Source organism: Vibrio sp. 10N.286.55.E10 (genome assembly GCF_002872555.1).
Lineage (GTDB): Bacteria > Pseudomonadota > Gammaproteobacteria > Enterobacterales > Vibrionaceae > Vibrio > Vibrio crassostreae.
This window is the reverse complement of the sequence record NZ_MCSD01000024.1, coordinates 336183-361144: the sequence shown is the minus strand read 5'-3', so window position 1 is coordinate 361144 and position 24962 is coordinate 336183. Positions and strand designations below refer to the sequence as shown.

At 42.5% G+C, this 24962-nt stretch carries 19 protein-coding genes and 9 tRNA genes; 13 read left to right on the top strand and 15 right to left on the bottom strand.

Going from position 1 to position 24962, the window contains the following annotated elements; translation table 11 throughout:
* Nucleotides 1-47: 47 nt before the first annotated feature.
* Both BCV39_RS15520 and BCV39_RS15515 read right to left on the bottom strand, forming a co-directional pair.
* A complete protein-coding gene (locus BCV39_RS15520; protein WP_102431387.1) occupies nt 48-1418 on the bottom strand; it encodes an endonuclease/exonuclease/phosphatase family protein in 1371 nt (456 codons plus the stop codon).
* A 279-nt stretch (nt 1419-1697) separates the two neighbouring features.
* Nucleotides 1698-2840 (bottom strand): fatty acid desaturase, encoded by a 1143-nt coding sequence (locus BCV39_RS15515; RefSeq protein ID WP_048660095.1) that lies wholly within the window; start codon nt 2838-2840, stop codon nt 1698-1700.
* 166 nt (nt 2841-3006) lie between these two features.
* Between BCV39_RS15515 and BCV39_RS15510 the strand changes: the two genes are divergently transcribed.
* On the top strand, nt 3007-3552 hold the full coding sequence (locus tag BCV39_RS15510; protein ID WP_055318731.1) for a GNAT family N-acetyltransferase: 546 nt from the start codon (nt 3007-3009) through the stop codon (nt 3550-3552).
* A 157-nt stretch (nt 3553-3709) separates the two neighbouring features.
* Here the strand turns inward: BCV39_RS15510 and BCV39_RS15505 are convergent, their stop codons facing one another.
* The 12 genes from BCV39_RS15505 to BCV39_RS15450 form a co-directional block, all read right to left on the bottom strand.
* The gene (locus BCV39_RS15505; protein ID WP_048660411.1) at nt 3710-4735 is read right to left on the bottom strand and encodes a GGDEF domain-containing protein; all 1026 of its coding nucleotides are present in this window, start codon (nt 4733-4735) and stop codon (nt 3710-3712) included.
* A 284-nt stretch (nt 4736-5019) separates the two neighbouring features.
* On the bottom strand, nt 5020-5955 hold the full coding sequence (gene ylqF, locus BCV39_RS15500; RefSeq protein ID WP_029405588.1) for a ribosome biogenesis GTPase YlqF: 936 nt from the start codon (nt 5953-5955) through the stop codon (nt 5020-5022).
* Nucleotides 5956-6121: 166 nt separating this feature from the next.
* Nucleotides 6122-6436 (bottom strand): cytochrome c, encoded by a 315-nt coding sequence (locus tag BCV39_RS15495; RefSeq protein WP_102431388.1) that lies wholly within the window; start codon nt 6434-6436, stop codon nt 6122-6124.
* Between the two features lie 336 nt (nt 6437-6772).
* On the bottom strand, nt 6773-7462 hold the full coding sequence (locus tag BCV39_RS15490) for a response regulator transcription factor (protein WP_102460936.1): 690 nt from the start codon (nt 7460-7462) through the stop codon (nt 6773-6775).
* A 95-nt stretch (nt 7463-7557) separates the two neighbouring features.
* On the bottom strand, nt 7558-8439 hold the full coding sequence (locus BCV39_RS15485) for a hypothetical protein (protein WP_102431745.1): 882 nt from the start codon (nt 8437-8439) through the stop codon (nt 7558-7560).
* Complete coding sequence (locus BCV39_RS15480; protein ID WP_241902280.1) at nt 8429-10921, bottom strand: fimbria/pilus outer membrane usher protein; 2493 nt, start codon at nt 10919-10921, stop codon at nt 8429-8431. Before BCV39_RS15480 ends, BCV39_RS15485 begins: the two co-directional genes overlap by 11 nt.
* A complete protein-coding gene (locus BCV39_RS15475; protein ID WP_102431746.1) occupies nt 10905-11591 on the bottom strand; it encodes a fimbria/pilus periplasmic chaperone in 687 nt (228 codons plus the stop codon). Before BCV39_RS15475 ends, BCV39_RS15480 begins: the two co-directional genes overlap by 17 nt.
* Nucleotides 11592-11593: 2 nt before the next feature.
* A complete protein-coding gene (locus BCV39_RS15470; protein WP_048668843.1) occupies nt 11594-12319 on the bottom strand; it encodes a molecular chaperone in 726 nt (241 codons plus the stop codon).
* An 89-nt stretch (nt 12320-12408) separates the two neighbouring features.
* Complete coding sequence (locus BCV39_RS15465; RefSeq protein WP_017080976.1) at nt 12409-12906, bottom strand: hypothetical protein; 498 nt, start codon at nt 12904-12906, stop codon at nt 12409-12411.
* Nucleotides 12907-12983: 77 nt separating this feature from the next.
* Entirely contained in the window at nt 12984-13508 is a 525-nt protein-coding gene (locus BCV39_RS15460; RefSeq protein WP_230682276.1) for a hypothetical protein, read from the bottom strand.
* Nucleotides 13509-14275: 767 nt separating this feature from the next.
* Entirely contained in the window at nt 14276-15280 is a 1005-nt protein-coding gene (gene ltaE, locus BCV39_RS15455) for a low-specificity L-threonine aldolase (protein ID WP_102431565.1), read from the bottom strand.
* Between the two features lie 17 nt (nt 15281-15297).
* Nucleotides 15298-15813 (bottom strand): NUDIX hydrolase, encoded by a 516-nt coding sequence (locus tag BCV39_RS15450; RefSeq protein WP_102431564.1) that lies wholly within the window; start codon nt 15811-15813, stop codon nt 15298-15300.
* 288 nt (nt 15814-16101) lie between these two features.
* On the opposite strand from BCV39_RS15450, the gene BCV39_RS15445 reads away from it, so the two are divergent.
* From BCV39_RS15445 to BCV39_RS15420, 6 genes are all read left to right on the top strand, one after another.
* Nucleotides 16102-17757, top strand: a complete 1656-nt coding sequence (locus BCV39_RS15445) for an ATPase RavA domain-containing protein (RefSeq protein WP_050634205.1) — start codon at nt 16102-16104, stop codon at nt 17755-17757.
* 11 nt (nt 17758-17768) lie between these two features.
* A complete protein-coding gene (gene viaA / locus BCV39_RS15440) occupies nt 17769-19214 on the top strand; it encodes an ATPase RavA stimulator ViaA (RefSeq protein ID WP_102431563.1) in 1446 nt (481 codons plus the stop codon).
* A gap of 199 nt (nt 19215-19413) precedes the next feature.
* A tRNA-Cys gene (locus tag BCV39_RS15435) sits at nt 19414-19487 on the top strand.
* Between the two features lie 45 nt (nt 19488-19532).
* A tRNA-Gly gene (locus BCV39_RS15430) sits at nt 19533-19608 on the top strand.
* Nucleotides 19609-19688: 80 nt separating this feature from the next.
* Nucleotides 19689-19775: transfer RNA gene (locus tag BCV39_RS15425), tRNA-Leu, on the top strand.
* Nucleotides 19776-19839: 64 nt separating this feature from the next.
* Nucleotides 19840-19913, top strand: a tRNA-Cys gene (locus BCV39_RS15420).
* A 75-nt stretch (nt 19914-19988) separates the two neighbouring features.
* On the opposite strand, the gene BCV39_RS15415 is transcribed toward BCV39_RS15420, so the two are convergent.
* Complete coding sequence (locus tag BCV39_RS15415) at nt 19989-20777, bottom strand: lipase (protein WP_102433455.1); 789 nt, start codon at nt 20775-20777, stop codon at nt 19989-19991.
* Between the two features lie 348 nt (nt 20778-21125).
* Here BCV39_RS15415 and BCV39_RS15410 point away from each other — a divergent pair.
* The 6 genes from BCV39_RS15410 to nirB all read left to right on the top strand — a co-directional run bounded on the left by BCV39_RS15410 (nt 21126) and on the right by nirB (nt 24958).
* Nucleotides 21126-21212, top strand: a tRNA-Leu gene (locus BCV39_RS15410).
* A gap of 67 nt (nt 21213-21279) precedes the next feature.
* Nucleotides 21280-21353, top strand: a tRNA-Cys gene (locus tag BCV39_RS15405).
* A 46-nt stretch (nt 21354-21399) separates the two neighbouring features.
* Nucleotides 21400-21475, top strand: a tRNA-Gly gene (locus tag BCV39_RS15400).
* Nucleotides 21476-21554: 79 nt separating this feature from the next.
* A tRNA-Leu gene (locus BCV39_RS15395) sits at nt 21555-21641 on the top strand.
* A gap of 66 nt (nt 21642-21707) precedes the next feature.
* A tRNA-Cys gene (locus BCV39_RS15390) sits at nt 21708-21781 on the top strand.
* A gap of 618 nt (nt 21782-22399) precedes the next feature.
* Entirely contained in the window at nt 22400-24958 is a 2559-nt protein-coding gene (nirB, locus tag BCV39_RS15385; RefSeq protein WP_102433456.1) for a nitrite reductase large subunit NirB, read from the top strand.
* Nucleotides 24959-24962 lie beyond the last annotated feature (4 nt).

Here is a 24962-nt window from a genome sequence, read left to right as displayed (position 1 = left end):
CATAAGAAAGCCCGACACTAAGCCGGCCATCTTAAAAAGTGAATGAATTAGTTACTGAAATCAGCCTTTACCCAGATCATACGATGGTCAGAGGATACATCCTTGCCGTTACCATAATCACCAATTCGTGAGTCATTGAATAGTTTGCGTCCTTCTTCATACGAAGCTGACCAATAAACACCAGATTCAACAATGTTTAATGTAGCTGACGGCAGTGCGTAATCAACCGCAAGTCCAAACGTCGAAGTTATACGGTTTGGTTGTGGGTGAGACGATGACTTATCTACCGCATGTTCAGCTGCGCCATAACTAGTAGGGTATAGACTGCCGTTGGTGACTTCTTGATTAACTAACGAGTCGTTATGCAAGTCTTGCATTACAGAGCTAATGCCGTCGCCATCAACAGGATCTAGGTTTTGGTCACCCATCATAACAAAGTGCTTGCCTTGCTCTAGGCCACCTGTTTTTCCAGTGTCATCATAGATGAACGACTTGTTTTGGATGTATTGGTGCCAGAAGTCGACTTCTGCTGCGTTTTGCTCAATGTTCTTACCCACATCAAAAGCTGGAGGAGTAGGGTGTGACATCAACAAGTGAACGGTTTCTGTCCCGTTTTTAGTTGGAATTAGGATCGGCGCGTCAACGTGGTTTTTTGACGATAGACGAACTTCTTCCCATTCAGCTGCTGTGTACCACTCGTCGCCACAGTCCATGCCGACAGGGAACTTACTAGGATCATCACACACTGTGATTGTTGGGATGGTTGCACCTTCAAGATCCTTCCATTTGAATTCTTGGAATGTACGAGTGTTTGCCGTGTCTATCTCATATTTAGACATTAGAGCAAACGCGTACTGACCGTGGTAGAAACCGAAGCCCCAAGCGTCACCGGGAAGTGTTCCAAAATTACCGTCATTGTCTAAATCAAAACCAAATTCGTTCAGCAAACCTGTATTGGTCGAATAGCTTTCAAAATATGGGTATGAGATTGGTTCTAGGTTCGCGTCGCCACCTGCACCTTCGATACTTTGAGCAACAGAAAGGTAGTTCTTCTGGAAGCCTTCGAGCGCTGATTGGTCGGTACCAGTACCATTATTGTTAAATTCAGCCATCATCAGCACATCAGGTCGATTCTTTTGAATCACGGCAGCGACGTTGCGGATCTGGATAACCTTGGCAGCTGTTACTTTGTCAGCGTCATCAATCGTGTTATCCAAATAGTCGGTTACTATTTTTGTTTGAGCGCTTGGTTCAATCTGCATTTCTGTTACAAGGTCTTCGAAGGTGGCACGATCAAAAGACAAGTTATAAGTCGCGATCTTTACTTCTTCAGGTTGAACGTAATCTGTGTCACTGCTGCAACCAATCAAAAGTGCAGAAGAGATGGCGAAAGCGATAGATGTTTTTAACAATTTCATAAAGTGGGTCCGCTAATTGCTGAAAGAAATTTGGGACGCGCATGTTATGAGATGGATATCATTCTGTAAGTGATTCTTGTCACAGGCAAGGCTCTGAAGTGACATCTTGTTGCATTGAAAATGTGACATTTGGAACTAGTGTCTGTAATTAGAATAAAGACTTAAAATTCATAAATTTAATTAGAACTGTGAATTAAAAAAGCCCTCATAGCAATATAAGGGCTTCAGAATAAGAATCAAACTGTGTTGTTATTGGTGTGTTAAGCGTATTTTTTTGCTTTAAGCATATTGTTCCACTGTCATCGCCCAATTTTTCTTCTGTTGTTCGAAATTCATTTTGATTTGCTGGTAACGAACTTTAAGAACTGAGTGTTCGTACTTCTTCACAACGTCTTCACGTTTACTTTCAAGTAGCTGCTTTTTGACTTCGTAGTACTCGTTCATGTTTGATACTAGAGCATCGAATTCTTGCTGAAGCTTGTCTGCGATTTGTTGCTTGTCGGCACGGTGCATGATTTTTTGCTGTGTGCGTTTGAGTAGCATTGACGCTTCGGCTTTCTCAATGCGAGCTTGAGGGGTCTTCTTAAGCTTACTTGTCAGTCCCATCAATGAAGCACTTTTGATCAACCACTTTGTAGGATCGTATTGCCACCAGTAGATGCCGTTACGGTAGTCGTTCTCAAAAATGTGGTGGAAGTTATGGTAGCCTTCGCCAAAAGTTAGAACCGCCAACACACCGTTATCGCGGGCCGTGTTTTTGTCGGTAAAAGGTTGGCTACCCCAGATGTGAGCAAGAGAGTTAATGAAGAATGTTGTGTGGTGGTTAAGTACCAAACGAACAGCGCCTACGATTAACAACATGCCAAGTACGTCACCGTAAATAACACCTAAAGCGATAGGAACACCGAAGTTCATCAGCAATGCCAACAGAACATAGTGCTTGTGCTGCCACATAACAATCTTGTCTTTTTTAAGGTCACGGCAGTTTTCGTAGTTTTCGTACATTGAAGTGCTGTAATTACGAATCATCCAACCAATGTGTGAGTACCAAAACCCACGTTTTGCAGAGTATGGGTCTTTGTCGTTGTTATCGACATGCTTGTGGTGTACACGGTGATCAGAAGACCAGTGTAGCGCGCTGTTCTGCAGGGCAAATGCGCCACCTAATGCAAACAGGAATCTTAGGCTTGAATGTGCTTCAAATGCCTTGTGTGACCATAAACGGTGATAACCCGTCGTGATTGAAAGGTTACAGAACGTAAAGCAGATCGCTAGCCATATCCAATGCTCCATACCATAGCCAAAAAAGTAGCCATAAACGGGAGCGGCTACAACAGCAAGCAGCATACTAAAAGAGAATACAAAAATATTGAGCCAGATTAATGGCGGCTTTTTTGTAGATTGTTTGTCGGCACTATTCATTAGCAAATTTCCATTGGGCTTACATCTGTGCGCTAGAATATCAGCGTACACGTGTAAGTCAATATTGAAAGTGTAAACGTGTATTAGTATGTTTTGCTTAAATATTGTATAAAGGTAGTGTGAAATGTAGTAGCAAGTCATAAATGGAAGTACTAAGGGCTAATAAATGGAAATTAAGGTAGCTGAATATAAAGATTATGAGCGGATTGCCCAATTACACGCGGATAGCTGGAAGCTATATTACCGTGGCATCCTTGCTGATGATTACTTAGAAAATGATGTTTTGGAGGACAGATCTGTTATTTGGCAGACTCGTTTGATTAATCCTCCTTTCAACCAACATGTTTTATTGTTAGAAGAAGGCGGTTTACTGGTTGGTTTCGTCTGCGCGTTTGGCAATCACAACTTTGAACGAGGTACGTTCATTGATGCGTTACACGTAGACAATAATTACCGCGGTCGCGGTGTAGGCAAGCGTCTATTGTCTGAACTATCGAAGTGGTTACAGCAATACTATTCGGATTCAGGGCTTTACCTAGAAGTGATGTCTGAAAATCGCCAAGCTATCGCGTTTTATGAAGCAATTGGAGGCAAAGAAGAGCTAGAGCAAGTTTGGAATGCACCATGTGGTAGCCAAGTGAACGAAAAAGTGATTTCTTGGAACTCTCCCGTTGAACTTGAACAGAAAACAGCAAGCGTCGTGTATTCTTAGACGATTCTTGTTGAATACTGGTTCCTTGCTTAATTGCAACGCTTACCAAAGCTGAAAAATAAAGATAAAAGCCCCGAGCATTAAATTGTTCGGGGCTTTTTTGATTGGAGTAGTCGTCTTTTTTGTTAATCGCTAAGGTGCGTGAAATACTGGGTGATTAATCACACCATGTGATCTTATTCCTACCACCTTTCTTCGAAATGTAGAGTGCTTGGTCGGCGTCGTCGATAAGTTGCTCGACAGAACCAAGGGCCTGAGGTGCATGTTTTACACCGATTGAAATCGTTACCTCTAACCTAAGGCGAGAAGGGGACTCTAAAAGGGAGTTAACTAGCGATTCAATTGAAGCCTTTGTTTCCCCTTGCACCATCACCAAAAATTCTTCACCCCCGTATCGAAAGCAGTTACTGCTCGTCGGTAGTCGTTTTTGAATCTCATCAGCCAGTTCTTTTATCACCATGTCGCCCATTTGATGGCCGTAGGTGTCGTTAATTGATTTGAAATGATCAACATCTATCATTATCGATGTAATGGATAACTGACGGTTTATGCTCGGTTCTATGACCTGATGAAGATAAAGGCGGTTGTAGCAACCTGTTAGCGCGTCTTGATAAGAAAGGGCCTCAAACATATTGGATTGTTTGCGAAGCTGAATCGCTTGTTTGCGCAACTGCTCGGATTGAGCAAAACGCTTGTGTACTTCTAAGTCACGTCTTATACAGGCCGCTGAGATTAGGATGTAAGCCGAAATATAAACGGAAATTGTTTCTATTTCATGCTTTGGCTCTGCTTCATAAAGCAGTGGCGCAAGGCCGATCAGATAAGCCAAAAAGATAAACGACAGCGTAAAGATACTGTATTTGGCTGACAATCTTGAAAATGTGCCAATGTAGATCATGACGAGAATGATACCACCTTGGTAATCGAAATTATTCAGATCAATCGCAAGCCGACCGACATAGACTAAGAAAAGTGAGCTAACTACAAGGAAAGTACTTTCTACCAGTTCCAAAACGTTGGGTTTGTTTGTAATGCAGTATCTGGCGACAGCCATCATCAATAGAAAAAGTATGACTCGGAAAATGATAGGTGTAATGCACTCGCTACCAAAGTGGATGTAGTCGGTGATGATGAAAGCACAGAATATTGAGATCGGGATGTAGATGAAATTTATGTACGGCAAATAAATTTCATTATCGAAATAGGTTTTAAATCTTTGATTCTTGAACCCAGAATAAGAGCGCATTGAGAAATTAGCCGAGATGAATACACAATAATTTGCGTAGTATGTCACAGTCTTTGGGATTGTAAACGACCGTTTCTATAGATTTGTCAGTATGTTAGCTAGATCAACAAACGGTAACAGGCAATATTCACGCTCTATCATCGATAGAACGTGAATATATTAGAGGCAGGTGTAAGAGTGGTAAACAGAAACTAAAGTAGATTAATAAAAACTAATAGCGATTAACGCTTGTTCTTCAAGTAACGCTTACGACGCTCTTCTTTTTTCTTAATCTGTTGTTCGGCTTTCAGCGCAGCCGCTTCTTCAACTTCGATCAGCTCTTGTGTGATCATTTCTGGCAACTCAAGAGTTACCTTACCTAAAGTGCCATTACGCAATTCGTGAAGCAGGATTTCTGAACATTTGTGAATGTCTATGTGGCCACCTGCACGAAGTGCACCACGCTTACGGCCAATCGCTTCCATCAGTTCGATGTCAGACTCAGGCAGCTCTTCAATTTGGTAGCGCTCTTGCAAAAGGTTAGGGTACTGCTTTGCTAGGTACTCTACTGTGTAAAATGCCACTTCATCGTATTCCATTGCCGTATCTTTTACAGCACCTGTTGCAGCCAAGCGGAAGCCACTGTGTGGGTTTTCCACTTTAGGCCAAAGGATCCCTGGAGTGTCTGAAAGGATCACGCCATTCTGCAGGTTAATGCGTTGCTGACGACGAGTTACCGCAGGTTGGTTACCAGTAACCGCGATCGTACGTCCCGCCAAACAGTTGATGATGGTCGATTTACCCACGTTTGGGATGCCCATGATCATTGTACGAATATTCTTGCCCATCTGTTCACGGTGCGGTGCCAGCTTACGTACTAGCTCCATAACGTGGTTAACTTCTTCTTTTACGCTAGTCGTAATCGCAATCGCTTTAACGCCTTGCTCTTTCTCGAAGTGTTCAATCCAACGCTGAGTCAGTTCAGGATCGGCAAGGTCACGCTTGTTCAACACTTTTACACAAGGCTTATCGCCGCGCAGTGAAGAGATCATTGGGTTTTCACTACTAAACGGGATACGAGCGTCCAGTACTTCGATGATCACATCAACCTGTGGGATAACTTCTTCGATTTCTTTGCGGGCTTTATGCATGTGGCCCGGAAACCATTGAATAGACATAGAGATAAACCTTGATAAATATATTTGCTGCACATTGTAAGGGTTGGATGATACGTGTAAAGGTATATCTATCGCGACCTTCAATGAGCTCTGTGAGTTTGCTTGAAGTATAGACGGCTTGGTGATGCTTATTTAGCTGATGATTAACCTGATGAAAGTGGGCCCGCTAATGTTGTGACGTGTAAAAAGCCGCTATATCTTTCAAGTCTTGGTCATTGAGCTTGCTTAGTTGTGCTCGCATCATATCTGCGTAGTCGCCTTGTCTTTCCCCATTTTGATACGCTTTCATTGTATTAAAGAGGTAGGTTGGATCTTGACCAGAAAGCTTAGGATAGGAGTTATCAGCCGAAGGGCTGGTGGGGTTATGACAAAAAACGCAGCTTGGTGATTTCACTTTACCTAATTCAGGATCGCCATCATCAGAGGCATAAAGGCTAGAAGAAAAAGCGACTAATATTAGAGCGAAGGATGGGTAATGCATGTTTTTGTTCCGGTAAAAACATGATTATAAAGCTGACCTTAAGGGGAAGCTCAAGTTCTATTTGCTCTAGATGAGCAATTACATGGGGTTAGAGTGAATTTTTACAGCTTTGTTAGGAAAGTCATGTACAAACCGGAGCAGCTAAGCTTTTTGAGAAGCTGTGAGTCATAGAGCCGAAATGTGTCGTGAGGCTTAAGTTTTTGTGATGCGCAGTTGTTGGATATCAGAGCAGAAACTTGTTAAGGGGGGACGTGGCCCAAGCTTTGAAAGGGAACTTTCGTCAACTGTCATCGTGCTTGTAGGTAACTGTAATTTACTATTATCTTTGGATTGTAGTTATACTTTGAGCTTTATATCAGGTTGTATAATAGTCTCTAAACTATTGATAAAATATGCTTTTCTTATTGCTTCTTTGCGGTTTGTGACATTTATTTTTTTATATATATTGTATACGTGCGTCTTTACCGTACTTTCTGAAATAAATAGTTCGTTTGAAATTTCTAAATTTGAATCGCCTCTAATCACGCGCTTGAATATTTGAACTTCTCTTTTAGTAAGGCTAGATAGTATTACTTTCGACTTGAAAGTGTAATCGTGTCTATTAGATAGAATATGTGACATTAACTTTCTTGGTAGCCACAAATCGTCGTCACACACTGTTTTTAAACAACGGGTAAGGTGATCAATAGGAGCGTCCTGATAGATGATTCCTTTTATATTAAACAAGTTGAATAGTTGCATTACGGTAATACTCTGTCCGGTAATGTCAGCAGGAACATCGTAGACTACCCATTTCTTTGATTCTATTTTTGATAAAATGATGTTGATATCTTCGATATTTGCCAATAGTAAGTAGCTAATAAGGACGACATCGAAAGTCTTATGGTTACTCGAGCGCTCAATGCTTGTCATGCATTCTCTGCTAAAAGAAAAATCACTGTATTTTTCTATTTCGCGCTGAATAAACTGGTTGTTAATACCGTTGTCACCAATTAGGAGCATGTGCTTCAAATTATTTCTATGCATAACTTATTCCGAGCCTGGTAAATCATGTTTTGATTCTATGACGTTGTGTTTTATAAAATTGAGCTCTCCGGCTTAATTTTTACATAATTGCATAATTACGGTTGCTGTGAAAGTCGGGGTTCAATAGAAATTTGTAATGTATCGTCATATTGACCTCCTGGTTTGTTCTCTGTTTCACCAATGACAAAATTCAAAGGAATAGGTTGACCAATCGTAGCGGAAAGACGTTGAATCCTTGCATCCAGTTGCTCAAGATTTACTCTGTCGCTATCGAGGGACAATTGATATGGAATGTCCCATTTGGTCTCATTAGATTCATGACGCAGCATTCCTTGGTGGGATGATTCCAATACGATGGTATAAGCTGTATTGCTTTGAACCCATAGGTTAGGTGCAGAACGAATAACCTTGTTTGAGTATAAGGTTCCTAGATCAAGGTCATAATGTTGTTGGGTTAATCCATAAAAATGAATTTTCGCAGCAGGAGGAACGGTAACCGATACTGGGATGGAACTAGGGCTAATTTCTATTTGTTGACTATTTGATGTATAAGACGGCGAGACTTCCAATAACCCCCGATAGGTTCCTGATGCTAACCATTGTTTGCTCGGAAATCGCATTTGTATCGTTGCCGAAGGTTGGCTGTCGGTTAATGATAAGTGCCATTGATTAGCCACTGGCATACCGATCTGTCCACTCCACTCAAAGTTGAGTTTGTCTTGGTTTGACCCTTTTAACGAGCGGCTTGTATCGTTAAGCTGCAAAATTAAGCTTAAGTTGCAGGGTTCGCCAATTATGTTCGCATCTATACGGTAAGTGTTTATTGTTGCGAATGTGCCTGCGCTGAAAACATCATATTGTGATTTCGATGAGACGGATTGAATAGTCAACGCACTAGCTTCACATGCCAATGCCGAAGGTACATGGTTTATGGCTATGAGGAACAAGGATCCCCAAAGTACTTGTTTATTCGACATACACATCTCCTAGTCTTATCAAGTTGTTACTGCGTTCACTGAGGGAAATGATGACTGACTCTTGTTCTTTAGTGTCTAGTACTAATTGATATTTACCTGGCTTTAACCCAGAGATTGCAAATATGCCGTTACGATTTGTAAAGAAGTCAATTGGCAACTGTTTTGCCTCACCAAGGTAATGTGCTACGCCAGCGACAAGTGAAATAGGGTTGTTACTTTGACGATCGAATAGCTTGCCAATAACGGTTAATACAGCATCAGATCCAATCTGGAGTTGGAAGCCCCTTTTGTAACCCGGCTTAATCCAAAAAGCGCCGTCGCCTAAGTCATACCCTGGTGGCAAGTTATCGACCTCGTAACTGACTACTTGGCCATTATAAGCAACAAGGTCAGGAACCATGGCACTTGCATCTCCTTTAAGATAAACGCGTGCGTACTCACCCTCTTTTGTGGGATCGATAGCCACGTCATTCTCTTTAAGGCTCTTATGTTTGCTGACAATAGCAAATGCTTCGCGTACTGGTCTGCCGATCGTCACAGATGAGCCCGCAAAAGCAATGGCACTACTAATGGTCACGTCAGTACTGTGGTTTCGTGTTTCACCACTAATGTCTTCAAGCCGCGAAGCGTGGGTTGCATTTAATTCATAGCGGTTTGCCGTGTAGTTAATTCCGGCATCCATATCGGCATCCGTTTCTTCGTTATTAATGACACTCGCAAACGCTGATATCCCGCCTGTGTTACCAATATTATTTTGATAGCTGTAATCTAAGGCGGCTTCATTGAGTTCTGTGGTGTATCGACCGACGACACGAGTTTGTCGACTAAGAGGCCAGCTAACGGTGACTGTAGTGCTGATATCATCGTCTTCGGTTGCGTTGTTCCGATAGTTAACGCGTGCGCTCCAGGTGGCGGGTGTATCAAACAGTCCGTCCGATAAACTCGGGCTAATCAGCCAATAATCGTTCTCTTTGTCTACTCCTGAACGATAATTGAGCGTCATGGCGGCACGTAAGGACTTGCCAAGATAAATGGAGCTGAATGCAGAGACATAATGAGTGGTTAAGTTGATATCGATATCGGAAGCATCAAATCCTGAAACCCCAGTAAAATTGTTGGCCAGATATTCATAACTGAAACTCAGTTGTGGGGACAGCGTGTTCGTATTGGAAAACTCCGCATCGAACGCAAATTTGTAAGCGTCGCCAGTTCCAAATGTAGGGTGTTCGCTAAGAGAAGCAGTGAGTTCAGTGACGCCCCATGTAGAAGCGAGTAACGCAGTGGCACCATATTGATAAAGATCTTCACGGGTTTGAAAGTTCGTACCTAACGTTAACCAAGGACTAATACCCACATCAATATAACCATGGAAAATGCGCTCGTCGGTTAGGTACTCTAGTTGTCCATTTTGTAATTCAGAAGGCGCTCCATACATGATGCTATATTCAAACTCACCGCTATTGAGCAAGTCGTTACCGGTCGCAATAGAAAACTCGATGCGTTCTTCATTACCGGAGCGGTCGGTGATGACGAGTACAATATCATTACTACCTTGTGCAAGGGGGATATCACTAAGGTTATAGCTACCTGCGCCTAGAGTTAATCTTTGGACTGCGATCCCATCAATATAGACATCGACATTTGATGCTCTTTGAAGCGTGAATGATTGATTGGCTCGTGGTCGTGCATTTCTGGTTGGAATGAGCGTAAAATCTCGAGTTAAACCAATACCAAGTATGTCTGTGCTGTCCTGAAAAGATTGACCACTGTTGTACATATCGCCGAGCACAAGTCGTGTTCCTTGTTCGGCAAAGTCAATATTAAGACGAGATCCTTCTCTTACGTATCGTGAATCTTGTGATGAGCTGTTTTCTAGATAGGATTCATACTCAAAGTTTAGAAAACCAATGTTAAGTGCTGAATCGAATTGGCTGCGATAAAGATCCTGTCTTGATGAGTTTTGATCGACATATTGGCTCTCATTGGCAGAAAGGGCAAAATTAATGTACCCACTAAACAGGCTTGGTTCAGCATAGTTATAAAAATCATCTGCGCCGTCCATAGACAATTGCTGGGTTAAGCCAAATTCAGGCGGTACTGTCACGATACATTCTAATGATGAGAAATCGAAACTCAGCCCCAGTCCTACGCTCTCGAAGTCGTTCTGTGACAGCATCTCATCGTCAGTCGTATCATTGAGCTTCCCAATGCCCTCCTGAGTTACGACGGACGAAAGGAGGGAGAGTGTACTTTCCTTAGGTAACAAAATTTCGTTGTTTGCGGTAATGATAATGTCCGCTTCCCCAAGTATGGTGTCACTTATCCTTAGCAACGAGGTAAGTTGAATATCTCGTCCTGTTGGGTTTAAGACCATTTCTTGGCCCCAAGCAGTAGGACTTAAGGCGGCACAATAAAAAAGTACTAATCCCAAGACATACAAAATTTGCCACATCTTGTGATAGGGTTCAGTTTTCATGCCCATGATAAGTGCCCACTGGTAAGTAATTTAAAGAAGAAGGCAAAGTAATAATGGAGCGTGGTGGAATAAACTGCTCACCTAAAGCCTCATGTACTTTTTGGCTCTGAGATTCGAGCCCCGCAAAATGAAGTAACGATGTGTAGGTAAATCGCGATCCTGAATTAGTGAGTGTTAGCTTGCCTTGCTCATCTATGCGCAATTTCACGTCAGGCTCTAACGACGATGAGTGAATGTGCAGCAACGCATTGTAGTGAACTTGTAAGTTGATACCGGTTGTTAAACCGATGGGTTTATCTGTTCTCGCGTTGTTCTGTCCAATATTCACGGTACTGAAACGAATGAAATAACTTTGAGAGGTTTCGAGTGTTCTCTTTCCCAACCATTGTATACGGAATACTTGACGTTCTCCGGGGGCCAACATCGCCGCTGGTGGAAACACAAACATCTCTTCACTCGCTAGATCAGATGTCTCGAATGTACCATCAGATAAGAATTTTAATCGACGAACGTTAGCTTCAAGTGGGAGAGCTTGTGTTGAGTTGTTAGTCACAACTAGTTGCGACGTTGCTCTGTGATCTGTGTTGAGCTCAATGACGGTTGGAAACAGTGTTATGCCAAACGCTTGTGCACACAGAAAGCAATAAATTAGCGCCCCCCAAATATCACGTCTCATTGCTATTGATCCTGCTCTATTTCAATCGATAGGTTATTCACGTTGTAATTTTTAAGAGGCAGCATTTCAAAAAAACGAGTGGAGTAGGGAAGGACTAAAGTTCCAGGAATACGCTTAGCGATTTCTACGCCTTTTAAATATGTCGAATTTTTACCATCAGATATCTTCCATGTTGTATTTGTTAATCGACCGTAGCTATTACCACTGTTAAGTACTTCAAGAACCCATTTGTTGTTTTTGGTATTCTGTTCGATACTTTTAATTTCTAGCTGAGAAGCTGTGTTCTGAGGTCGGACGTTAATAAGCGTATTAAATTGCAGTAACAGACTTACTTGTCCTTGGTTGCTGCTTGCTCTTTGAACTTGTACTTGCTTAACAGCAATTCGATACGCTTTAGATTCTGTGATGGAAGGATCGCCTAAATAGCGCACCATAATAGATTGTGATCGTCCAGGTTCAATAATCGCGGTCACTGGAATAACTAGTAGCTCGTCATCAGCAGGAGTGGTGGTCTCTTTGCCATATTTGTCCATTGTCATATATACCGGAGACAACTCAACCGTGAGCGGTTCTTGAGAAGAATTCTCAACCCTCATGGTCATTTGAGCTCTTTTGCCAAGCGGCGTCATTTCCATAGACATCGGTTCTACTTTGAACGCATGAGCGGACAAACAAGTGAACGACAATAAAAACAGAACGGTCCATTTATGTATGATCCATTGATACATAGCGATAAGCTCCAAATTAAACTTACGTCGTTGAGATTGAGGCTAAGATTAAGTCGGAGGCCAAATAATAGCCCCCGACTTATTAACCTCTAATTTGAGGTGATATTTACGGTTAATGTATCTGAGTAGCCACCTGCCCATGGGGAGGTTTCTGTCGTCACAATATCAATAGATGCGGCAACACCTGTCGCTAATGCGCCAGAACCGCCATAAGAATTACTGACTGAAACGTCATTTAGACCTGGGCCCCCTGGTGCATTAAGCGTGAACGGAGCTAAGCCTGAAGGATTAAATGTTGCATCGTATGTAAGAGCGTAGTCTTCGCTATCATCTGACTCTAGACCACCTTCAGCACTTGTCAGTGTCACAGTTGCACCATCGACGTCATTACACTTCATGTTAAGACCACTAACAGAAAGGTTTTGAATTTGAGATACGTTACCAAAGTCCATAAGTTGCGTTGAAAGACCAGTAACCTCACATACAGGTGAAACAAATCCAACTAACTGTACATCACCTGGAGCGGCTTGGACTTGAGCGCCAAAAATAGCTGTGACTGTTGCTGCGTAGAGTGTTAGCTTTTTCATTAGAAATTCCTTTATCTTAAATGATTGGCTCGAATACTGCTGAGCGTATGTTGTTCTGCAGATACATTGCAGAGTTTTCACTTTGTTACGCTATGAATCGAAGGGTAAACTTCGATCTCAATAACGTCTTGATAATAACCTGCGTAATGCAAGCTATTTTCGAGTGCTACCCTAAGATTCCCCTGTTGAGAGAACGGAATAACACCAGAACTGTCTATCATTACTGGTGAAGTAAGTTGGCTACTGTGCCTACTTTCATGAAGACGAATTTCGTCTATTTGTAATGACAAATTGTAACTTTCAATAATATCAACCCCTTGATGTTGATATTTTAAGCCTCCATATTTTGAGTTGATCGTTATACCCAACGGACGGTTACAATAAATATTAAAAGGTAACGATTGCACATCACGGTGTTCCGTAAAATTCATAATGTTGCCAGAAAAGAAGTTTATTTCGCATCGGTCTTTGATCTGACCGCTAATTCCTAACGTTAAGCTATTAGCACTGGCATATAATGAAAGTGACAGACTGAAAATTAACGCTGAGACGATTAAGTTATGAAGAATTCGAAATGCTTTAACCATAATCTCACCTCTCAACGGTTGAATGTAACTTGTTGCTTAACTGTGAAAACTATATGTGCTTTAAAAAATGGTGAAGTAGTAAAAAAAGTTTATTATTTAAGAGAAGTATGAGTTTTAGTATGATTTTAATCTGAACCGAAGAGATTAAATAATTGGATAATAATACTATATTCAATTAGATAGTGGAGTTTTCCCCAATGTTTGAGTTGACGAGCGATTTTTATTTAATTGATAAAAATAGAAGTATGGTCTACGTCGAGTGTATTGAGTTTTTTGATGGGCCGTTGTCACCACAATAGTTACAGTGTTATTAACGGGGAGGCTAATTTGAAAACTTAATTTATAAGTTGATTTTAGCGATTTTAAATTTTTATTTCCGAGAGGGGTATCTGCTGTTTGTTTATTGAAATTAGTTATTTAAACGAATTTTTAGGGGAGGTTAACTCTAGTTTTAAATACCGTATGCGTGGTATTTAAAAGCTTGACATTATTATTACTAAGTTATTTACCTCTAGTGAACAGACAAAGCTTTAAGTCATTAATGAAATTCAAACTCAAAGGTTAATTGAATGCTTAAATTTAGGGATTATTCTTAGAAGGTATCCTTATAGGCCAAAATGAGATTGCGTTCTGTTCCAGTCAATCTAGTGTGTTTTCTAGAAAACCTACAGGTGTCGAAGGCTGGTTTTGTTGTGGAATTGTCTAACAGATTTGATGAAAAATTAAAGCTTCCCGAAGGAAGCTTTAGTGTTAATTGCGATAGAGGCTCTTCTCGTTAAGAGTTAAAGTGCATTTTCTAGCTTTGTTAGGAAAGTAGTGATGTCTTCAGAGCTGATATCTCTATGAGTAACAAATCGAACCGGGTTACCTGGAGACATCGTAATGCCTTGTTTGCCCAGTTCGCGAGCGATTCGGTTGATATCCACGGACTCATCTAACTTAGCAAACACAATGTTAGTTTGAATGAAATCAGGGTTAACAGAAAAGCCTTCTAACTTGCTTAGGCCGATCGCTAGGTTTTTCGCGTTCTCGTGGTCAGCTTTAAGTTGAGCAACGTTCTCAGTCAGTGCCATTTTACCTGCTGCAGCAAGAATGCCTGCTTGACGCATACCGCCACCAACCATTTTACGTAGTCGACGTGCTTTAGCGATGTACTCTTTACTACCAAGTAGTAGAGAGCCAATCGGAGCACCTAAACCTTTCGATAAACAAATCGTCATCGAATCGAAGTGTTGTGCGATCTCTTTAATGTCAACGTCGAGAGCGACTGCCGCATTGTATACGCGTGCGCCGTCTAAGTGCATTTGCAAACCGTGTTGGTTTACGAACTCACGAGCTTCCGCTAGGTAAGACATTGGCAGTACTTTGCCATTGATCGTGTTTTCTAAACTAAGAAGCTTAGTACGAGCAAAGTGGCTGTCGTCAGGTTTAATAGCAGCAGCAAGCTTTTTAAAATCTAAAGTGCCGTCTGGGTTGTTCTCGATTGGTTGAGGTTGAATCGAGCCCAATACCGCCGCGCCACCGGCTTCGTATTTGTAGTTGTGCGCCTGTTGACCACATAGGTATTCATCACCACGCTCACAGTGCGCCATTAGGCCGAGTAGGTTGGCTTGCGTACCTGAAGAGGTGAACATAGCGGCTTCAAAGCCAGTTTCGTTGGCTGCCCACTGCTCAAGCTCGTTTACTGTTGGGTCATCACCATATACATCATCACCGACTTCTGCGCTTGCCATTACATCGCGCATAGCTTGTGAGGGTTTAGTTACGGTATCAGAACGAAAGTCCATGTTTCTCTCCTAGAGTGTTATAGGTAGCCGCAGAGTTGGGCTTTACTTAAACAAGCGATAGTTTTTGTATCGGTGATTTGATCGTGTCGTATTTTATCTTGCAGTTCTTCTAAGCTCAGTTCGATCACTTCTATGACTTCATCTTCATCACATTCAAAGCGGGTAGTGAGGCTTAAGTCTTTTGCGACAAACAGATACTGTATTTCATCACAGAAGCCAGCCAAAGGAGTGACTTGCCCCAAGCTTTGAAAGGAAGTTGCGCTGTAACCGGTTTCTTCTTCCAATTCACGCTGGGCACATTGAAGAGGTGACTCATCAATTTCCATCGTGCCTGCAGGTAGTTCCAAAAGCCATTTCTTAAGAGAAGGGCGGAATTGGTTAATGAGGATGATTTTTCCAGACGAAGTGATAGGAAGAATAACTGCCGCGCCAGGGTGGTTTATTGTTGTATGTTTTACCACGACGTTCGTAGGGAGCGTCACGTTCTCTTCTATGAGAGAAATACTTTTCCATTTATGGATAACTTTACTCATGCAGTCTGGCCACATTCCTTGCCAATTTTTCGTATAACGGAAGACGTGCACCACCATAACGTCTATGGTGTCGAAAATAAAAGAAAAATTAGGGTTAGCAATAGATTTAGTTTCACGCCGTTCGTGATGTTACTCTCATAATTGGAATCTATGATTGCGCCAAAATTACCGACGTAACCATCTGATATAAATGCAACTCAATAATAAAATACACTTGTAACAAAGTGCTAACAAATGTATAAAAACATATCTACACTCTCAATTGTTCAAAGATTTTCGGAGTAACGCATGAACCCTTCTATTTCTTCACATGCTGACAAGGCGCTACTCTCTGAAAGAATCAATAAATTAGCGCATGCTCTCTCTGATGGTGTCTATGAAAGAGAAGACACGATTAAGCTATGTTTACTGGCTGCATTGGCTGGTGAAAGCGTGTTTCTATTAGGCCCTCCGGGCATTGCAAAAAGCCTTATCGCAAAACGTCTTATTCAGGCTTTTGACAACAGTAGTTATTTTGAATATTTGATGACACGTTTCTCTACGCCCGAGGAAGTGTTCGGCCCGCTAAGTATCCAAGAATTAAAAGACAACGGTCGTTATGTAAGACTGACCGAAGGTTACCTACCAACAGCACAAGTTGTATTCCTTGATGAGATCTGGAAAGCCGGCCCTGCAATCCTAAACACCCTGCTTACTGTAGTGAACGAAAAAACATTTAAGAACGGCAGCGACATTGAACGCGTACCTATGCGCTTGTTGGTTTCTGCATCTAATGAACTTCCAGATGAAGACAGCGGCCTAGAAGCCCTTTATGACCGTATGTTGGTTCGCGTGTTTGTTAACCGTATTCAAAACAAACAAAATTTCAAATCAATGCTGACAACGGGTACTTCTCAAGAAGCTGTGATTCCAAAAGGTTTGGCGATCACTGACATTGAGTACCATCAATGGCAGAAAGAGCTCGACAAGCTAGAGCTGACCGATAACTCGTTTAACAAGCTGTATGAACTGAAAACCATGCTTGAAGAGACGGTTAAGAAGCAAGGCTCAGCATCAGAGTCAGACTTGTATGTATCAGATAGACGCTGGAAGAAGGCCGTTAAACTATTGAAAGCGAGTGCGTTCTTCAGTGGTCGCGATAGCGTGAACCCGCTAGATATCATGCTTCTGCAGGATTGTTTATGGCATAGCCCTGAATCGCGCGATGTAGTTCGTAGCGTGGTGAAAGACTTTGCATTGAACCGAGCGTTTGATCAACAAGAATCGAAAGCTCAAATCGAGATGTCTCGTGAAGAGTTAGAAGAGATTCAAGACGATGTTGAATCGACGCTATCAGTTTCGCTCTCTATGGAATCAACCAGCGGCTTGTTGCGAAAAGACGTTTACCAGAATGATATCAAGAACGCGAAAATGTACAGCGTAGGCAGTGCATACAATCTAGTGAAACTGGTTATGCTGCAAAGCAACATGTCGGTGTCTGAATCTGAGAAAGGCGATAGCCGTTGGGTCTACGTAGCCAAAGACGATTTTGATCGTGTTCTTAAAGAAGGTCACGGCGATATTTACGGTTACGTAAACGAAAATAAAAACCTATGCCGTTTAAAACTCGACTTGGATGCATCGAACCAATTAGTGATTAAAGACATTGCCAATCGCTCTGTCTTGGTGAGCGTTGTTACCACAGATGGTTTGGACCAAGAACTGTATAACAAGTGGTTAAGTGGTGCTGAAAGAGCGCTAGAACAGTTAACCGAAGCGGAATTCAAGTTAAAGCGTGTTCGTACTGAATTCCATGATGCGTTGCCTCACAACTATATTGACCCTGACTTGCCGAAAGCGATGGAAGCAAGTTTGCAAGCGGTCACGCAAGATCTTGAAACCACGAAAGTGAAGAGCAGCAAGATTGCTCAGCGTATTAAGTTTATGAGCCAGTACTTCGAGTAAGGGGAGAGCATATGTTAGGAGCAGACGGCTTAAACCTCGCTTTGATGGTGGCTGATTCAGGAATCATTGATACCGCGATGAATGATCTCATTGCTCGCTCTCAAGTCATGATGGCTGCAGAGAACAAAGGCGTGAAAACATCAGTGAAAAACCACTTAGTGAAATGGCGCGGTAAAGTTAAAAAACGCGTCACTAAAGTGTGTGAAACTGATCGATTCCAAGAGGAAATCGCCCTTTACCAAGAAGTGATTTACTGGGATGAACCGCAATTCTTTGATGAGATTGATAGTGTCATCAAAAAACTGGAGTGGCACTCCGCGTTCTACCTACAAGCAAGACGCTTGATGGAAAACAACAAAGGCGTTTATAACGCGATGTTTCCACACTACTTTTGCGACCAATGGTACCAATCTCTTTCTGATGCGATCAAACAAGCTCAAGTAACCGAGCTCGAAACAAGCAAAGAAAAAGTCTTAGCCGATCTTTATCAGCGCATGGAAACCATGAAAAACATGGACAAAGTGACGGAGTCGGGTGATGAAGGCAGTGTAGGGCGCTTGTGGGACATGGCATCTGCCAAGTTAAGCAAAACAGACCTTACCATCATGAAACGTCATGCTGAGTTCTTGAATAAGCACAAGGGCTTGCAAGAGATCGCTGAAAAGCTAGGCCGTATGGCTGGCGAGGAAGATGATCCTTCGCTACACAAAGCCTCTGTAGAAGAATTGCAGATGGTTGAAGAGAAAAGCGATGAAGCGGTCGATGATATTGTTGGGATTCACGAAAGTGATGACCTCAACAAGATGCTGCCAAACGAAACTATGTTTCTAGCTTACCCTGAACTTGAGGTTATCTTTTACAAGCACTTGGCCGACAAGCGTTTACTGAACTATCGCTCGCAAGGTAAATCACGCACGTTACGTAAAGTGAAAGCGCAAAAGCCAGATAGCAAGAACATCGATATTGAAAAGGGTCCGTTTATCGTCTGTGTGGACGCTTCGGGCTCTATGAGTGGATTCCCTGAGCAGTCTGCCAAAGCTATGGCTTATGCCTTAATGCAAATTGCTCTTGCGGAAGAGAGAGATTGTTACGTGATTCTGTTCTCTTCTGAGCAGATTACCTATGAGTTAACAAGGCAAGATGGCCTTCGTGAAGCGAGCGACTTCTTAAGTTACTCATTCCATGGCGGTACGGATCTAGAACCTGTTCTCATGAAATCGATTGACTTGATGACGGGTGATAAATACAAAAATGCCGATTTAATCGTACTTTCGGATTTCATTGCACCGAAACAATCTGAAGAAATGATTGCTCAAGTTGAAAAGTTGAAAGAACACAAAAACCGTTTCCACGCGGTTAGTCTTTCTAAGTATGGTAACCCTCAACTTATGACGATGTTTGACCACTGCTGGGCGTATCATCCGAGTCTTGTCGGTCGTTTCATGAAGAAGTGGTAGCGCTAGAACATCTAATTTAAATCCATTTTGCTGTGTGTTTTTTGATAGAAGAGATCGAACATGCAGCAATTTGATTTAAATGTCAGCAAACGGAATTTAAATTCACTTTTTTGTTTGACTATCTCCCCTTAATCCGTAAAGTAGGCACCCGAACACAGCGGTGCGGCTTACTTAAGTCCCTAATGTGTTGAATTAAAAAGGCGCCTTGGCAGAGTGGCTATGCAGCGGATTGCAAATCCGTGGACCTCGGTTCGACTCCGGGAGGCGCCTCCATTCTTTCTCTTAGTTTGATAAGTTAAGAGATATTAAGAATGAAATGCGATACTAGCTCAGTTGGTAGAGCGCAACCTTGCCAAGGTTGAGGTCATCGGTTCGAACCCGATGTATCGCTCCAAATTTTGTAATGTTGATTCATTTTGACATTAAGATGGTGTTTTACTTTTCAGTAATCGGCATCGCAATAAAGAATTGCGTGCCCTGGTGGTGGAATTGGTAGACACAAGGGATTTAAAATCCCTCGACGTTCGCGTTGTGCCGGTTCAAGTCCGGCCCGGGGCACCATCTATTTGATTGTTACCTTTTTGGGTAATGTTCAAAAGAGTTGTTCTCTTAAAACACTATTGAAGGCGCCTTGGCAGAGTGGCTATGCAGCGGATTGCAAATCCGTGGACCTCGGTTCGACTCCGGGAGGCGCCTCCATCATTTAGAAAAAACCAGTCCTCGTGGCTGGTTTTTTCGTTTCTGGCCTCGCTAAAAGCTTCCAACGTCCCCTTTTCAATGTTTATCAAAGAAATCTTTGTTACGAATATACTTACTCATCAAATGGTAAGAGAAAGGCCTAATCAACCAACTAAAGATAGAGCGACCAAGACGGATTAATGTCGGTGTGTTCTCGTAGATGCGCCCGTTATAGAGCCAAAGCACTTTGCCTACATGCCAATAGAGCAAAGGAACTGGAGGCATGAAGGTTACGATGTCGATATCACAGCAGATTCGGTAGGTCTTCTTACCCAAACGATAGTGCTTTCGAAAGCTCCAGTCACCAATGGCGGGTTGGCCAAAAGTCACTATTCGCTTAATACGGCTAGGGTACTTTTGATCAAAGTAATCAGCGAAGACACAACCGATAGCGCCACCGGAAGAGTGACCAGTAATAGACACTCTCTTGCCTTGCTCTATTAGAGGTGTGAGCGTAGCTTCCAAGCGTTCAATAACGGTTAAGCCAAGCTTATCTTCATTACGACTTGGCTGGCTTTCCTGAAACATTAGATGATAGAAGCCAGCATGCACACGATAATTGAGCCCAATTCTTTTGCAGCTTCTTGTCCATAGAGCAAAGGTCAGTAACCAATCTGAGATGCTGTGCGATCCTTTGATAACCACAACCACTTCATCTTTGTCGCTGCTCCACAGCACTCGAATCATGGTCTTGCCAAACTGGTTCTTTATGATGCGTTGTCCATTTGGGTCAAAACCATAGCGAGTTTGCTTAAATACTCTAGGGTAGGCGAGGTTACAAAGAACGGCATAGCGCTCATATTGATATCGTTTTAGTGGTTTCACGTGTTTACTTCTTAATAAGAGTTACTTAAAACTCTAGTCGTTGAATGTGAAAAGCACATGAAAACACCATTTACTTGATTCGTTACAGAAAAACCAAAATTTGCCGCTGTCGCTAAAGTTAACCCTAGATAGTAAATTGCAGTGTTAGATTAGAGAACAGCGTATAAGAACCGTACAAGCTGCACTAAATTTATTCTTTGGAGAGTGATAATTAATCATTTGAATTAAAAGATAAAATTTATTGTTGACGAATTTTTTCCATCCGTTAAAGTACACCTCGTTCTCACGGCTTAGGTCGCTGAGAGATGGTGTTTTACTTTTCAGTAATCAGCATCGCAAGATTGCGTTGCCCTGGTGGTGGAATTGGTAGACACAAGGGATTTAAAATCCCTCGGCGTTCGCGCTGTGCCGGTTCAAGTCCGGCCCGGGGCACCATCTATCTTGCTTCTACTTTTTGAGTAGAGTGATGAACAAAGAGTTGTTCTCTTAAATCACTATTAAAGGCGCCTTGGCAGAGTGGCTATGCAGCGGATTGCAAATCCGTGGACCTCGGTTCGACTCCGGGAGGCGCCTCCATTCTTTCTCTTAGTTTGATAATTTAAGAGATAATAAGAATGAAAATGCGATACTAGCTCAGTTGGTAGAGCGCAACCTTGCCAAGGTTGAGGTCATCGGTTCGAACCCGATGTATCGCTCCAAATTTTGTAATGTTGATTAATTTGACATTAAGATGGTGTTTTACTTTTCAGTAATCGGCATCGCAATAAAGAATTGCGTGCCCTGGTGGTGGAATTGGTAGACACAAGGGATTTAAAATCCCTCGACGTTCGCGTTGTGCCGGTTCAAGTCCGGCCCGGGGCACCATCTATTTGATTATTACCTTTTACTAGGTGACAATCAAAAGAGTTGTTCTCTTAAAACACTACTGAAGGCGCCTTGGCAGAGTGGCTATGCAGCGGATTGCAAATCCGTGGACCTCGGTTCGACTCCGGGAGGCGCCTCCACTATTAAAAGTTGAAGGGCCAGCAGAAATGCTGGCCTTTTTGCTATCTGAAATTCTAAACCCTCATGCTATGTTCAAACTTCCACGTATGTTATCTAGTCAATAACACCTCTAGGAACAAGCTCTTATCTGATCACTTTCTTTGCCGGTCTGTTCCTTGTGTAAACCGGTCATTTGCTAAACAATCAACAGCATCTGTTAACCAATTTTGGTGGTTTTTGAGTGAAATTAGTGGGGAATGGAAAAGGCGATTGTCTTTTGCGTCATTGAGTTCTTCATATTTAGACATAGTTGCTCATGATCCTGTAACGCTTTCATGAGTTATTACACTTATTATGACTACAAATGAAAATGATTGTCATTTACTTACGTTGCTGCTAACCTATTGTGAAACTTTACAACATCTTATCTAATGCACAAAAGTGTATATAAAACCCCGCTAAACCTTATTAAACCTACGGTTATTCGTTTGCTTCGTATGATAAATCAGCAGATCTACCTCTTTTGTTCTACCCCTTTTGGGTAGTTCGTTTTCGTAATTGATTTACATCATATTTTCATTTTCTTTCATAATTCATTATTCGCTCAGTTAAGAAATATATAACCTTCAGGAATTCTTATGAGCAAGATGAAGCTAGTCGTAATCGGTAACGGGATGGTCGGCCATCGCTATATCGAAGATTTAGTCGAGAAGACAGATGTTGCAAACATGGACATCACGGTGTTCTGTGAAGAACCACGTGTAGCCTATGACCGTGTACACCTTTCTTCTTATTTTTCACACCACACTGCAGACGAACTTTCTTTAGTTAAAGAAGGTTTCTACGAGAAACACGGCATCAATATGCTGATCGGTGAACGTGCGATAAACGTTAACCGTGAAAAGAAAACAGTTTACTCAAGCACTGGTCGAGAAATTCAATACGACAAACTTGTTCTTGCTACCGGTTCTTTCCCATTCGTACCGCCAATCAAAGGCAACGAAGGTAAAGACTGTTTCGTTTATCGCACTATCGAAGATCTGAAAGCTATCGAAGCAACCGCTAAGAACTCTAAGTCTGGTGTTGTTGTGGGTGGCGGTCTACTTGGTCTTGAAGCTGCAGGTGCACTTAAAGCACTTGGCGTAACCACACACGTTGTTGAGTTTGCTCCTAAGCTAATGGCTGAGCAGCTTGACCAAGCGGGTGGTAACCAACTTCGTCAAAAAATCGAACGTATGGGCGTTAACGTACATACAAGCAAGAACACGCTTGAGATTGCTCCTGAAGGCACTGAAGCTCGTAACGTAATGCGTTTTGCAGACGGTACAGAGCTAGAAACTGATTTCATCGTATTCTCTGCTGGTATTCGCCCACAAGACAAACTTGCTCGTCAAATGGGTTTAGGTATTGCACCTCGTGGCGGTATCGAGATTAACGATCACTGTCAAACGACAGACAAAGATATCTACGCTATCGGTGAGTGTGCGTCTTGGAACCAAACGTTCTACGGCCTTGTTGCTCCTGGTTATAAGATGGCGACGGTAGCGGTTGATCACGTTGTTGGTAACGAAAGCACATTTGAAGGTGCGGACATGTCTGCGAAGCTTAAGCTTCTCGGCGTGAAAGTAGGTTCTATCGGTGATGCAAACGGCCGTACTCCTGGTTGTAAGAGCTACGTTTACCAAAACGAAGAGTCAGAAGTTTACAAACGCCTAATCGTATCTGAAGACAACAAGAAGCTTCTTGGTGCGGTAATGGTTGGTGATACGTCTGACTACGGCGATCTTCTTCAGCTAATGCTGAATGAAATCGACCTACCAGAGCACCCAGATGCATTGATTCTTCCTGCTCATGCTGGTGCTGAAAAGCCAACACTTGGCGCGGACTCTCTTCCTGAATCTGCAGTTATCTGTTCTTGTTTCGATGTAACTAAAGGCAAGATTGCACAAGCTGTTGCTGAAGGTCACCACACAATTGGTGATATCAAAGCAGTAACAGGCGCAGGTACGGGCTGTGGTGGTTGTATTCCACTTGTGGCTTCAGTACTGAACGCTGAACTTGCTAAAGCTGGTGTAGAAGTGAAGAACGACGTATGTGAGCACTTTGCTTACTCTCGCCAAGAGCTTTTCCACTTGATTCGTATCGAAGAGATCAAAACATTCGACGAACTACTAGAGAAATACGGTAAAGGCTACGGCTGTGAAGTATGTAAGCCTCTAGCGGGTTCTATCCTTGCTTCTTGCTGGGGTGAACACATCCTTAAGCCTGAGCTAGTGAAACTGCACGATACCAACGATAACTTCCTAGGTAACATGCAAAAAGACGGTACTTACTCTGTAATCCCTCGTATGGCGGGTGGTGAAGTAACACCTCAAGCACTAAGTGTTCTTGCTGATGTTGCGGCTGAATACAACCTGTACACCAAGATCACGGGTGCACAACGTATCGGTCTATTCGGTGCTCAAAAAGATGACTTACCAGCAATCTGGAAGAAGTTAATCGCAGCAGGCTACGAAACTGGTCAAGCTTACGCAAAAGCGCTTCGTATGGCGAAGACATGTGTTGGTTCTACTTGGTGTCGTTACGGCGTTCAAGATTCAGTTGGCCTAGGCGTGATGATCGAGAACCGTTACAAAGGCATCCGTACTCCTCATAAGATGAAGTTTGGTGTGTCTGGTTGTACTCGTGAGTGTGCTGAAGCTCAAGGTAAAGACTTAGGTATTATCGCAACTGACGCGGGTTGGAACATGTACGTGTGTGGTAACGGTGGTATGAAACCTCGTCACGCAGACCTACTTGCAAGCGACTTAGACCAAGAAACTCTAATCAAGTACATCGACCGTTTCATGATGTTCTACATCCGCACGGCTGCTCCACTGCAACGTACTTCGGTATGGATGGACAACCTAGAAGGTGGTGTTGATTACCTACGTGAAGTGATTGTAGACAACAAGCTTGGCATCAATGACCAACTTGAAACTGACATTGCTGGCCTAGTGGATAACTTTGCTTGCGAGTGGACAGACACAATCAACGACGAAGCTCAACTTAAGCGCTTTGCACACTTCATCAATGCTGATGATCGTGATGAAAACGTTGTGTTTGTTGATGATGGCCGTGAACAACACCGTCCAGCGACATTCACTGAGAAACACCCTGAAGCGAAGGGCGATATCCTTCACGTTGAACTGGTTTAATTGG